12 protein-coding genes are annotated in these 12,432 nt (G+C 40.4%); 7 read left to right on the top strand and 5 right to left on the bottom strand.

The annotated features are described in order from the left end of the window. Positions 1-24: 24 nt before the first annotated feature. On the bottom strand, positions 25-1,290 hold the full coding sequence (locus H8B21_RS09965; RefSeq protein ID WP_190313601.1) for a DUF819 family protein: 1,266 nt from the start codon (positions 1,288-1,290) through the stop codon (positions 25-27). A 65-nt stretch (positions 1,291-1,355) separates the two neighbouring features. Between H8B21_RS09965 and H8B21_RS09960 the strand changes: the two genes are divergently transcribed. Continuing rightward, a complete protein-coding gene (locus H8B21_RS09960; RefSeq protein WP_190313600.1) occupies positions 1,356-2,633 on the top strand; it encodes a Gfo/Idh/MocA family protein in 1,278 nt (425 codons plus the stop codon). 2 nt (positions 2,634-2,635) lie between these two features. Next, positions 2,636-3,709: a Gfo/Idh/MocA family protein gene (locus tag H8B21_RS09955; protein WP_190313599.1), complete on the top strand. Its 1,074-nt coding sequence runs from the start codon at positions 2,636-2,638 to the stop codon at positions 3,707-3,709. A 5-nt stretch (positions 3,710-3,714) separates the two neighbouring features. On the opposite strand, the gene H8B21_RS09950 is transcribed toward H8B21_RS09955, so the two are convergent. Further along, positions 3,715-4,338 (bottom strand): 7-carboxy-7-deazaguanine synthase QueE, encoded by a 624-nt coding sequence (locus H8B21_RS09950; RefSeq protein WP_190313598.1) that lies wholly within the window; start codon positions 4,336-4,338, stop codon positions 3,715-3,717. A gap of 191 nt (positions 4,339-4,529) precedes the next feature. On the opposite strand from H8B21_RS09950, the gene thrS reads away from it, so the two are divergent. From thrS to H8B21_RS09925, 5 genes are all read left to right on the top strand, one after another. After that, positions 4,530-6,455, top strand: a complete 1,926-nt coding sequence (thrS, locus tag H8B21_RS09945; RefSeq protein WP_190313597.1) for a threonine--tRNA ligase — start codon at positions 4,530-4,532, stop codon at positions 6,453-6,455. 47 nt (positions 6,456-6,502) lie between these two features. Further along, positions 6,503-7,030, top strand: a complete 528-nt coding sequence (gene infC / locus H8B21_RS09940; RefSeq protein ID WP_380906790.1) for a translation initiation factor IF-3 — start codon at positions 6,503-6,505, stop codon at positions 7,028-7,030. A gap of 42 nt (positions 7,031-7,072) precedes the next feature. Then, positions 7,073-7,273: a 50S ribosomal protein L35 gene (rpmI, locus tag H8B21_RS09935; RefSeq protein WP_105715938.1), complete on the top strand. Its 201-nt coding sequence runs from the start codon at positions 7,073-7,075 to the stop codon at positions 7,271-7,273. A gap of 101 nt (positions 7,274-7,374) precedes the next feature. Beyond that, positions 7,375-7,719 carry a 50S ribosomal protein L20 gene (gene rplT / locus H8B21_RS09930; protein ID WP_105724249.1) on the top strand — a complete coding sequence of 115 codons (345 nt, stop codon included), beginning with the start codon at positions 7,375-7,377 and terminating at the stop codon, positions 7,717-7,719. A 238-nt stretch (positions 7,720-7,957) separates the two neighbouring features. Further along, entirely contained in the window at positions 7,958-8,548 is a 591-nt protein-coding gene (locus H8B21_RS09925) for an RNA polymerase sigma-70 factor (RefSeq protein WP_190313595.1), read from the top strand. 47 nt (positions 8,549-8,595) lie between these two features. Here H8B21_RS09925 and H8B21_RS09920 read toward each other — a convergent pair whose 3' ends face one another. The 3 genes from H8B21_RS09920 to H8B21_RS09910 all read right to left on the bottom strand — a co-directional run bounded on the left by H8B21_RS09920 (position 8,596) and on the right by H8B21_RS09910 (position 12,425). After that, positions 8,596-9,417 (bottom strand): endonuclease/exonuclease/phosphatase family protein, encoded by an 822-nt coding sequence (locus tag H8B21_RS09920; protein ID WP_190313594.1) that lies wholly within the window; start codon positions 9,415-9,417, stop codon positions 8,596-8,598. A gap of 77 nt (positions 9,418-9,494) precedes the next feature. Continuing rightward, complete coding sequence (locus H8B21_RS09915) at positions 9,495-10,520, bottom strand: BT_3987 domain-containing protein (protein ID WP_190313593.1); 1,026 nt, start codon at positions 10,518-10,520, stop codon at positions 9,495-9,497. A 36-nt stretch (positions 10,521-10,556) separates the two neighbouring features. Then, positions 10,557-12,425, bottom strand: coding sequence for a RagB/SusD family nutrient uptake outer membrane protein (locus H8B21_RS09910; RefSeq protein WP_190313592.1), 1,869 nt, complete (start codon positions 12,423-12,425; stop codon positions 10,557-10,559). Between the last annotated feature and the right edge of the window lie 7 nt (positions 12,426-12,432).

The following is a 12,432-nucleotide window of genomic DNA, read 5'->3' as shown; positions in this document are numbered from 1 at the left end:
CTCCTAATCCTCAGCTCCTAACATCTAGCTAGGAGAAACCAATTGCATTAGTATAGCTGTTAACCATCCGGCATATGTGCCAATTGCATAGCTGAATACGGATAGGATAACCCCTACAGAAATAAGAGAGGGATGAAAAGCTGCTGAGGTCACGGTGGCAGATGCTACACCTCCAATGTTGGACATACTACCTACGGCAAAATAGAAAAAAGGCGCCTTAACCCATTTTCCAACCAAAAATAACAGTAAGGCATGTATACCAAGCCATATTATTCCCACAATAAATAACCCAGGGTTCTCCAAGATTGCAGCAATATCCATTTGCATACCGATCGTTACAATCAACATATAGAGTAACGTTGTTCCTAATTTGGAAGCTCCCGCATTTTCCAATTTGCGCGCCGGTGTAAAGGAGAGTGCAATCCCTATCAGCGTCGCGACCAAAACTATCCAAAAGAAGCTGTTGGTCAACGAAAATTTTTCCAATTCAGGGAAGTTGATTGTCATATATGACGCTATCGGATCTGCCAATAACGAAGCAAGGCCCGTTCCTCCCAGAGCAAGTGCTAGCATAATTATAAAATCTTTTGCTTCGGGCATACGACTGTTTGTTTTTTGTTGTTCGTCCATCCGTTTGGTCAGCGCTTCTACATCCGAAGCGTCTGCATTAAAAAACTGATTGAATTTTTGTTGCTTGGTCGCTCCATATAACAGGAAAGCCATCCATATATAGGCAACAAATACATCTACAGCAATGATAGAAGAAAACAATCTTGGGGAGGGTTGTAATATCTCTTTAAGCGCTACTTGGTTCGCACTTCCGCCAATCCAAGATCCCGCTAGTGTACCCAAGCCACGCCATACTTCATCGGGGCCGGCACCACCTACTATTTGGGGAGCAAATAGCGAGGTAATCCAAACAGCAATTGGTCCACCCAATACAATACCTACTGTTCCGGTCAAGAACATCAAACCGGCTCGTTTGCGTAGATTCCACATTTCTTTCAGATTCAGATTTAAAGTAAAAAGAATCAAACACGATGGGAGGAAGAAACGACTACCGATACCAGTAAGGGGAGAGTTTTCTCCATCTATAATATTGGCGGAATTAAGCAGCCCAGGAATAAAATAACAAAGTAACAACGGTGGAATAACTGAATAAAACCTTGCTATATATTTATTTTTGAGGTTTGCCGTATAAAATACGATACCTAAGACGACCATTAATAACCCCAGTACAGCGGCATTATCCGTGATAAGTGGTGTAACTTCTCTGATAGCATTTTGCATATTTTGTGGTAATTGCTAAATTGCTCGTGAATTTATATATTCTTTTTGAAACCATAACACATAAGATGATTAATCGTAGAGATTTTATCAAGAGTAGCGGGCTGGTTATCGGCTCGACAGCTATAAACACTCCGATATTCGGGTCGGTTGCAGAAACAAAGAAAAAAAACATTCGCGTCGGATTGATCGGATGTGGAGGAAGAGGGACGGGAGCGGTATTTCAAGCGCTGGCAGCAGATCCCGATGTACAGGTAACGGCGTTGGCAGATATTTTTGAAGATAACCTGAACAACACGTTATCAGCTTTAAAACAAAAGTATGGTGATCGTATAACCGTAACGGAAAAGACCTCCTATCTCGGTTTTGACGCTTATGAAAAGCTGATTAAATCGAAAGTGGACGTTGTGTTATTGTGCACACCGCCGAATTTTAGACCTGCCCATTTGGCGTTGGCCGTCAAACATGGCAAGCATGTTTTCTGTGAAAAACCCGTGGCCGTGGATATACCTGGACTCCACCAAGTGGAAGCGGCCATCAAGTTGGCAAAAGAAAAGAAATTGTGTTTGGTTAGTGGATTTTGCTTTCGCTATTCCTTTCCAAATAGAGAGATTATTTCCCGTGTGCATGATGGTGCTATCGGAGAAATCAAAGCTATTTCTTCGTTTCGCCACGGTGGTGAGCTAAGTTATAAAGAAAGACAGCCAGAATGGAATGATTTAGCCTATCAATTAAGAAATTGGTACTATTACCAACGATATTCAGGTGATATGATTGTCGAACAGACGATACATAGTGTAGATTATATGTCGTGGATATTGAATAATGAACTTCCACAAAAGGTGACTGCCACAGGTGGGCGTCAAAGCCGTCCATGGAATAAGTATGGAAATGTTTATGATCATTTCGCTGTTGAATATGAATACGAAAATGGATTCCGAAGTTTCCATTTTGGTCGACAGCAGAATGGAACAACACCACGTAATACGGTAGAAGCCATGGGAACAAAGGGATACATGAATGTGGGAATTAATACCAACTATGAGATTTTTGGGGATCAACCTTGGCATAATACCGAACGTCTCAACAATATGTACCAAACACAACATGATGAACTGTTTAAGGCGATAAAAGAGAAGCAAGTCATCAATGATGGTGATTTCATGATAACCTCAACGCTAATGGCCATTTGGGCGAGATTATCAGCATATTCGGGCAGAACGTTGTCCTACGATGAGGTTATCCATTCGGAAGAAGTTTTAGGCCCCCCTGTGGAGGACTATCACTGGGACATGAAAATAGATGAATTAGCAATTCCGAGACCTGGTCATTATAAGTTTACGTAGCGATGGAACAAATAAGGATATTGGTTGTGGGTTGTGGTAATATGGGAGCATCGCATGCTGCAGCCTATCATAAATTAGCAGGGTTTGAGATTGTTGGGCTGGTATCCAGAGGCGATAGTAAACATCGCGTTAACACCATGCTTGAGTCGGCATATCCGACATTCGATCATTATGATGATGCTTTGAGCCAAACAGAACCGGACGCGGTATGTATTGCGACATATCCCGATACACATGAAGAGTATGCATTAAAGGCGTTTTCGGCCGGAGCACATGTTTTTATCGAAAAGCCGTTGGCAGATAGTGTTGTGGGGGCTGAACGGGTGGTTCAAGCAGCTAAGGACTCGGGTAAAAAGTTAGTAGTTGGTTATATTCTTCGTTATCACCCATCTTGGATCAAATTTATAGAAATAGGAAAAACATTGGGCAACCCCTTGGTGTTCCGTATGAATTTAAATCAGCAAAGTCAGGGATATATGTGGGATGTACATCGGAATTTAATGAAGAGTTTGAGTCCTATTGTAGACTGTGGTGTGCATTATATCGACGTGATGTGTCAGATGACGGAAGCTCGCCCCATTCGGGTATCTGCTATAGGCGCCCGTTTAACGGATGATATACCATTGGATAACTATAACTACGGACAGCTACAGATTCATTTTGATGATGGTTCTGTAGGTTGGTATGAAGCTGGGTGGGGACCGATGATAAGCGAAACGGCTTTTTTTGTCAAAGATGTGATTGGGCCTAAAGGTGCGGTCTCTATTGTCGCTAATAAAGCTGGGGCAAAAGGTCAATCTGATTCTGTAGAGGCTCATACCCAAACAGAATCTTTACGCGTGCATTATGCTGATATCGACAACAACAACAACAAGTTTATTAGACCAGATGAATGGATAGATTTAACTGATGAGCCATCCCATCAGGAACTATGCGACAGGGAGCAATTGCATTTTCTACAGTCAATACGCGAGGATCTGGATTTGTCCAAATCGATGGAAGATGCCATTAACAGTTTAAGAATTGCTTTTGCCTGCGATGAATCCGTTAAAACGGGTGGGATGGTGAAGTTGTGAAATGCTTACGGTATATTCAGATACTTATGCGTTTGCAGGGAAATTTCCCACTGCGGATTATCTTTTACGTATTCAATAATCAGCGGTGTCATTTCTGCGGTTTTAGACCATTCGGGCTGTAAATATAGCTTACAGTTTTTGCCGACAAATCTGGCGTGTTCTTCTGCCCATTGGAAATCGCTTTTATTGAAAACAATTACTTTTAATTCGCCTGCAGCATTCAATACATCAGGACGTGGGCCTTTGAATTTTTTTGGAGATAAACATATCCAATCCCAAAAACCAGATAGCGGATAAGCACCTGAGGTTTCTATAAATGTCTGTATGCCTGCTTCCTTTAACCCTTTTGTGAGGTAGTCTAAATTGTAGAGTAGGGGTTCTCCTCCTGTAATAACAACCGTTTTTGCAGGGAATTTTTTTGCATTTTCTATAATGGCATCTGCTGACGTCAGTGGATGCAGCTCTGCATCCCAACTTTCTTTGACGTCACACCAATGACATCCTACATCACACCCTCCTAAACGAATGAAATATGCCGCTTTTCCAGTGTGGTATCCTTCGCCTTGTATCGTGTAGAATTCTTCCATGAGAGGAAGTAGTGTGCCGTCTTCCGGAACTTGATTTGACATTGCTTTTTCCTTTGAGAGGACAAAGGTACGAAAAAAGGCATAGACATATAGCAATGTGTATCTTAGCTTTCGTTTCTTATATATATTGAATATCTTTGCGTTCGAAACTTACAGATAATTTACAGCGTAGTATGCTGGCTGTCTGTAATAGTTAAACTTCAATTTTTAATAAATTAAAATCATATTCGTAGATGATTAACATTACACTGCCCGACGGATCTGTCCGTCAGTATGAAAAGGGAACGACTGCGATGCAGATAGCCCAATCGATTTCCGAAGGTTTAGCCAGAAACGTATTAGGTGCCGAGGTGAATGGTGAAGTATGGGATGCTTCGAGAGCGATAGAAGAGGATGCCTCTGTTAAATTATTGACCTGGAATGACGATAAAGGAAAATCCACCTTTTGGCATTCATCTGCCCATTTATTGGCGGAGGCGTTGGAGGCGTTATACCCAGGGATAAAATTCGGTATAGGCCCAGCAATTGAGACAGGATTCTATTACGACGTAGATTTTGGCGATCGCGAGTTTTCTTCCGATGACTTCAAGCAGATTGAAGATAAGATGTTGGAACTAGCAAAGCAAAAAGAAACGTTTGAACGTAAGTCGGTTTCAAAGGCGGATGCTTTGGCGTATTTCACAGAGAAAGGCGATGAGTATAAGCTGGATTTGATCAAGGATTTGGAGGATGGTAAAATTACGTTCTATACACAGGGTAATTTTACAGATCTTTGTCGGGGACCACATATTCCGCACACGGGTGTTATCAAGGCAATTAAATTGACAAACGTGGCGGGGGCATATTGGCGTGGAGATGAAACACGTAAGCAACTTACCCGCATATATGGTGTCAGTTTTCCAAAAGCATCTGAGCTGACAGAGTATTTAAAATTTATCGAGGAAGCAAAGAAACGCGACCACCGTAAGCTTGGGAAAGAGTTGGAGCTGTTTGCCTTTTCAGAAAAAGTGGGAGCAGGGTTACCTCTTTGGTTACCTAAAGGCACCGCTTTGCGTCAGAAATTGCAAGACTTTTTACAACGAGCACAAATAAAAGCTGGTTATGAACCGGTGGTAACACCACATATTGGGCATAAACAGTTGTATATCACTTCGGGGCATTACGAAAAATACGGTGCAGACGCATTTCAACCCATCCATACTCCGGTTGAGGGAGAAGAGTTCTATCTAAAACCGATGAACTGTCCGCATCACTGTGAGATTTACAAAGTAAAACCTCGGTCGTACAAAGACCTACCTGTGCGTTTTGCGGAATTTGGTACAGTTTATCGCTATGAGCAATCGGGCGAGTTGCACGGATTGACACGCGTACGTGGATTTACACAAGATGATGCGCATTTGTTTTGCCGACCCGACCAGGTTAAAGAGGAGTTCAAAAAAGTGATCGATCTCGTGTTATACGTTTTTGGAGCATTGGGATTTGATGACTATACGGCACAGGTTTCTTTACGTGATCCAGAGAATAAAACAAAATACATCGGTACCGATGAAAATTGGGATCTCGCAGAAGCGGCCATTATCGAAGCTGCAACAGAGAAAGGACTCCGTACGGTTGTAGAATATGGAGAAGCAGCATTCTACGGGCCTAAATTGGATTTCATGGTGAAGGATGCACTGGGACGCAAATGGCAGTTGGGAACCATTCAAGTAGACTATAATCTACCTGAGCGTTTCGAACTTGAATATACAGGTAGCGATAACCAAAAGCACCGTCCTGTGATGATACACCGTGCACCATTCGGTTCATTAGAACGATTTGTTGCGGTGCTTATAGAGCATTGTGGGGGGCAATTCCCGTTATGGCTTGCACCAGAGCAATTTATAATTTTGCCAGTATCTGAAAAATATGAAGAAACTGCAAAAAACCTTTTAGATTCGCTAAATAATTCCGATATTTGCGGACTGATTGACTTTCGTGATGAGAAAGTCGGTCGTAAGATACGTGATGCGGAATTGAAAAAAATCCCTTATATGTTGATTGTAGGGGAGAAAGAGGTCGAAAGTGGCACAGTTTCTGTTCGTAAACATGGATCTGTAGATTTAGGCTCAATGAGTCCACAGGCATTTAAGGAATTATTAATTAAAGAAATAACCGTTTAATATTTAAACATTTGGCATTAAAAAGATCAGGTGGTTTTAGACCGCCAATGAGAAAGAAAGAACCAGAACATCGCATTAACGAATTCATCAGGGTACCAGAGGTGCGTCTGGTGGGTGATAATGTTGAACAAGGCATTTATCCTACTCGCAAAGCATTAGAAATGGCAGATGAGCTGGAACTTGACTTAGTGGAGATTTCGCCAAATGCCAATCCTCCTGTTTGTAGGGTCATTGATTATAGCAAGTTTGTATACGAGCAGAAGAAGAAGCAAAAGGAAATCAAATCGAATGCTAAACAGACTGTTGTAAAGGAGATCCGTTTTGGACCAAACACCAGCGATCATGATTTCGAGTTTAAGCTAAAACATGCGATTAAGTTTTTGGAGAACGGAGAGAAAGTCCGCGCGTATGTGCATTTTAAAGGACGTGCTATCGTTTTTAAAGAACAAGGTGAAATCCTATTGTTACGCTTTGCTCAAGCATTGGAGGACTACGGAAAAGTAGAATTGCTACCTAAATTAGAGGGTAAGCGGATGTTCTTGACACTTGCTCCGAAGACTGCTCCAAAAAAATAAAATACGAGAATCTAACAGATTGATATAAAATTTAATTTCATTATGCCAAAAGTAAAAACCAATTCCAGCGCGAAAAAACGCTTTAAATTGACTGGAACAGGTAAGATTGCAAGAAAAAGTGCTTATAAAAGCCATATCTTGACAAAAAAGGAAACAAAGCAAAAACGTAATTTGACACAAACAAGTTATGTTTCTGATGCAGATATGGGCAACGTAAAACGTATGCTTGGCATCGGTAAATAAGTTTTATTTCGATTTTTATAATAATAATTTTTTAACCGGGTATTAGGTCGTAAGATTGCTGAGAAACGTAACGCCTCATACCAAACTAAATTTAAAATAATATGCCACGTTCGGTTAACGCAGTAGCTTCGAGAAGAAGAAGAAAAAGAATCATGAAAATGGCCAAAGGCTATTTCGGTTCAAGAAGCAAAGTTTATACTATTGCTAAAAATACAGTAGAAAAAGGTTTACAGTACGCTTACCGCGACCGTAAAACCAAAAAACGCGAGTTCAGAGCTTTATGGATTCAACGTATCAACGCAGGTGCCCGTCAACACGGAATTTCTTATTCACAATTGATCGGTAAGTTAAATGCTAAAAACATCGGTCTAAACCGTAAGGTGTTGGCTGATTTAGCAATGAACAACCCTGATGCTTTTAAAGCCGTAATTGATACCGTAAAATAAAGTTTTTAACCCGTTATCAATTTGTTAGATAGTTAAGAGGAGCCTAAAAAGGCTCCTTTTTTTGTTTTTTTAGATATGGTAAATAACCTGTCATTCTTGTAATTTTATCCAGTTTTCGATATATTTGAAATAGCATATAAACCTAGAGGGAGATCATTTCTTTTGTTATTTTGTTAAAGAGCTGTTAACGGAAAGTTTATATTGCAAACATATTTTTATGAGATAAAGATTGGTTGTCATGTCATCACCTACTGAAGTTTATTTGGTTAATATTCGTTTGAAAGAAGGAGACCATGCTGCATTCCTTGAGATTTACAATCGTTTTAATAAGCGTTTATATCATTTCGTACGGAAGTTTGTAGCGGATTCTCATATAGTGGATGATATTCTCCATGATGCTTTTCTTAATTTATGGAATGCCCGTCACCGGATCAAAGAAAATTATCCTATAGAAAGTTATCTGTTTCGTATTACTCGTAATTTGGTGTTTAAGCATTTGAGATCGCAATTGAGATCCGCGGAAGCTATGATAGAGTTAGCATATTTCGAAGAGAAAAAGAATGTTCAAGATACTGTTTATCATACGGTAGTTGATCGCGAATACAAGAAAATTTATGAATTAGCAGTTGATAGATTACCACCGCAACGGAAGAAGATCTTCATCATGTCAAGAGAAGAGGGACTAAGTCATAAAGAAATAGCCCAGTTTCTAGGCATATCATCCAATACCGTGAAAGAACACATGTCTTTAGCGATGAAAACGATTAAGGATTACATAACTAAAGATCATGGGGTTGTTCTTTCTGTATTGTTCTACTTTTTATTTTAGGCAATATCTTACTTATATCTTAACCCGATTTTCGGATAGTATTGGTACTAAAAGTTTATCTTAAACGTAGCTAACACTGGAAAGTGATCGGATTCGGACTTTGCCCAAGTATATACGCTATACATCTGACTTGTGAAAGCAGTCTGCGGTGTATAAATAAGGTAATCTATTGTTGTTCTCGGGTTGTCGGTAGAGAAGGTTGGCTGATTGCAATTTACATCCATACAACCATAGGAAAAATGCTGGCGTAAAATGTTCATAGGATTAGAGTTTGGGGTCGCATTGAAATCAGCTCCGACGATAACAGGTTTATCAAATGTTTGGGTTAACGCAACAAAATCCGTTGCCTGCTTAATCCGGTTAGCTTCATTGGACAAATGATCAAAATGCGTAGAAATAAAATAGAACTCTTTTTCGTCTTTTTCAACTAATATCCGAGCCACGGAACGACGTTCTCCTCCCAGTTCGGGAGTGACATCAAGATTATATCCTTTCTTCTCTTTTATTGGAAGTTTCGAGAGCACGGCATCTCCATATTCACCTCCCCATGTATTAATAGCGTTAACAAAATAGTGTTCCATACCCGTTAGTTCTCCGAGCTTTTTGGCCACATCACCATGTATAGCATTTCGAGTCGTATTTTTGTCTACTTCTTGTAAAGCTACCAAATCGGGATTAGCACGTTTTATAACGTCAGCAATGACTTGAAGATCAGGAATACCACCACTTCTGGCACCCCATATATTATATGTCATTACGGTAACTGTTGTTTCATTCTCTGATGGAGGTGGATCGTCGGGTTTGTCTGCGTTATTTTTCCCACACGAATATAAGAGAGTTGCGGCGAGAATAAGATGAAATAGTTTCATGGTTATGTTGATAATATTTTTATTTAGGATAAAGAACACTTCCGAAAACAGAATAATTTCGGAAGTGTTTAATTTGTTTAGAAGGCTATCAGTTCTGCTATACCTGTGGTATCGCCATTAGCACTGGTACTATTTAATACGGTAACTTTGAAATATTGGCAAGTTACGGCTTGCTCAAAATAGAGCGTTGCTTCGGGTGCTCCAGATGGTGTCGCTGTCATGGAAAAGATTCCAGCGGACTGCCACGTGGTACCATCGTTGCTAGTTTCGATATGTATATTCCGGGGGAAAAGATAATCTTGGGATGTGGGACCTTGACTTCCGCTCGGACGACGACCGTATATTTGCAAACCATGTAAAAGGTGTGAATTTTCCATATCTACCGTTATATGATGTGGATGAACAGGGCGCTGATTATTATCATCACGTCTCCATTCCGATAACCAATGTGTTGCTAAATTTCCGTCAATGGCGTCAACAGCATTTCCGTCGGATGCTTGTGAAGAGAAATCATGAATTGTCCAGTCTCCCTTTGGAAGAGGATCATAAGGATTAGTCTCGTAGAATCCGTTGATGATAAAGTAAGTCGTTTTCAAGCTTTCCGAGACAGGGATATCGGGCGTTACATTACTAATAGTAATCGGCAATAGATAAGACCTTGTACCATTCAGTTTTAATGGATTTACGTCGAGAGAAACAGAGTTACTGCCGGTCTTCCCTGCTTGTATTTCTGCGGTCGTATTGTTCAGTTTATAACTGTCTAAGGGAGGTAATTCATAGTTGGTATTATTCTGTTGGTTATAACTGTCTACCTCTTCTTGAGCTATCTCAAAAGTTACCTGTACATTTTGGGTAAGAGGAATTAATCCTCCGTATCCTGCTCCGAAAGTGATGGTTGTCCATTCATCTTTTATGGGTAAAGACTGCTCTACGGCTCCGTCACTGGCTAACTGCATAAATATTTTAGAATAGGATTCCTCGTTTTCTATCGGATATTCAGGTACTTTACAATTTTGCCAAAACAGCAGGATAAAAGTTGCTGTTATAAATATCGTGATATATTTGGCTGTCATGTTGAAAATTAATTTTATATCGCGTTTCATAGCATTATTTTTTTGTTATCTGTTTATATGAGCTATTTACCATCCCGGATTTTGTACCAGATTTGGATTACGCTGAATTTCAGTTTGTGGGATAGGGAAGAAATAGAAGCTTCTTCTGAATACGCGATTCTCAAAACGTGTGCGTTGAAAAAATTCTAGATCAGTATTTGATGTTCCTGCTTCCACGTTCATGCCATAAAAAGGTCCGGCGTCAGTTCGATCCGCAATTTTCCATCTTCTTGTATCAAAATAACGGAGATGTTCCATCGTTAATTCGACTCTTCGTTCCGTACGGATGTGTTGTCGCATTTCATTTTGCGATAATCCGGATGCCAAAGCGGGAATTCCACCTCTTTCCCTTATCTGATTAAGATATTTTAGTATGTCCGGATTTCCGGGTTCAGACTCGTTCAATGCTTCCACATAATTCAGCAATATCTCTGCATAGCGCATCATCACAAGGGCTCTAGCCACGTTGTTTTGTGTAGGATGGTATGTTGGAGAAACGTTCTTTCGGAACAAATATCCGGTTTCTGAATAGTCGTGTGATCCTCCTTTACCTGATTCACCTGTATAATATAATTGGATTTCGCGTACGCCTAAACTGGACGTTGTATTGATCCAATCGCTACCACTATAGGTAATCGTTGCATAAAACCGAGGTTCTCTGTTGACATACATATTAAATGTGTTTTTTGCACGTGTCGCGCCAGGCGCGTTAAAATTGGAGAATCCAGTTTCGGTATAGCCGCTTGCCGTATTGATAATAGGACTTCCATCTGTGTTATGCCCCGTAATAGGCACTTGACCGTTTGCCATGCGATAGGCATCTACTAATTGTTGGGTAGGCCCCATAGAAGCATAGCCGTTCGCCAGACGAGGTGTGGACGAACGCTGGTATCCATGCATATTAGCATTATTGCGACCAAGAATCCACTCGATGTTCCAGGAATCAAGAAATACGTCTCGGTAGGATAGATAACCATTTATACTACCGTCACTATTTGTTTTCTTATATAGTCCTAGCCTACCTGATGATTCGGCATAGTCGATTATATCCTTAGCAGCTTGTGCTGCTTTTACCCATTTGTTGATATCATAGGTGGTATTTATCAACGCCTTACCGTCTTTGTTTTGGAAATTTACGTAATCCGTATTCCCATTGACCAAAGGACTGGCAGCATATAATAAAACTCTGCTTTTTATCGCACGACATAATACTTTACTAGCACGTCCCATGTCATTTTCCAATACTTGGTCACCGTCGTAATAATGCTCTCGGTCTAAGTCATTCTCGGCTTGGTTTAGTTCGGACACAATATAGTCCACGCATTCATCATAAGAACTTCTGGCCATTTGCATGGAAGGATCGGTAAGGGGTAAATCCGGATCGATTTCCTCATCTCCCAAAATAATAAATGGACCATATTGTTTCAGTATTTCAGCATAGAAAAATGCGCGGAGAAAGCGTGCTTCCGCTTTTCTTCTGTTAATAAGCGTCTGGCCATCTTGTTCCGCTAATATTTCTACATTTCCATCAATACGGTTGATAAATGTCGTTGCGGTACGGATTCCTTTATAATAATGGTCCCAGAAGTTCCAATAATTAGAAGAAGCATTCCAGTTTCCTAGGTTTACGCGAAAGGGAGTATTCCTTTGTGAGACATCATTATCATCCGATAATACATCCCAAGGTGTGTCATTGGTTCGGTGCGCTTCGTCTCGTATAAAATTATAGGTATTGGCTAGCCAACCTTCTGATTGTTGTCTTCGGCTGAATATCTCGTCTAATGTCAATCTATCATCAGGTACTTGATCCAAGAAGTCTTTATAACACGAGGTATTCAATGAAAGGACGACAGCCAATAAGAGAAATTGTAATGTTGTTTTATAATTGAATTTCATAACCTTG

Origin of the sequence: Sphingobacterium chuzhouense (assembly GCF_014692525.1) — a bacterium.
GTDB lineage: Bacteria > Bacteroidota > Bacteroidia > Sphingobacteriales > Sphingobacteriaceae > Sphingobacterium > Sphingobacterium chuzhouense.
This window is presented reverse-complemented; position numbering and strand designations above follow the sequence as displayed.

What these genes read in the sequence shown, in the direction of transcription:
- H8B21_RS09965 (WP_190313601.1), bottom strand. Translation starts at nt 1,290, where the DNA reads ATGCAAAATGCTATCAGAGAAGTTACACCACTTATCACGGATAATGCC.
- H8B21_RS09960 (WP_190313600.1), top strand. Translation starts at nt 1,356, where the DNA reads ATGATTAATCGTAGAGATTTTATCAAGAGTAGCGGGCTGGTTATCGGC.
- H8B21_RS09955 (WP_190313599.1), top strand. Translation starts at nt 2,636, where the DNA reads ATGGAACAAATAAGGATATTGGTTGTGGGTTGTGGTAATATGGGAGCA.
- H8B21_RS09950 (WP_190313598.1), bottom strand. Translation starts at nt 4,338, where the DNA reads ATGTCAAATCAAGTTCCGGAAGACGGCACACTACTTCCTCTCATGGAA.
- thrS (WP_190313597.1), top strand. Translation starts at nt 4,530, where the DNA reads ATGATTAACATTACACTGCCCGACGGATCTGTCCGTCAGTATGAAAAG.
- infC (WP_380906790.1), top strand. Translation starts at nt 6,503, where the DNA reads ATGAGAAAGAAAGAACCAGAACATCGCATTAACGAATTCATCAGGGTA.
- rpmI (WP_105715938.1), top strand. Translation starts at nt 7,073, where the DNA reads ATGCCAAAAGTAAAAACCAATTCCAGCGCGAAAAAACGCTTTAAATTG.
- rplT (WP_105724249.1), top strand. Translation starts at nt 7,375, where the DNA reads ATGCCACGTTCGGTTAACGCAGTAGCTTCGAGAAGAAGAAGAAAAAGA.
- H8B21_RS09925 (WP_190313595.1), top strand. Translation starts at nt 7,958, where the DNA reads ATGTCATCACCTACTGAAGTTTATTTGGTTAATATTCGTTTGAAAGAA.
- H8B21_RS09920 (WP_190313594.1), bottom strand. Translation starts at nt 9,417, where the DNA reads ATGAAACTATTTCATCTTATTCTCGCCGCAACTCTCTTATATTCGTGT.
- H8B21_RS09915 (WP_190313593.1), bottom strand. Translation starts at nt 10,520, where the DNA reads ATGAAACGCGATATAAAATTAATTTTCAACATGACAGCCAAATATATC.
- H8B21_RS09910 (WP_190313592.1), bottom strand. Translation starts at nt 12,425, where the DNA reads ATGAAATTCAATTATAAAACAACATTACAATTTCTCTTATTGGCTGTC.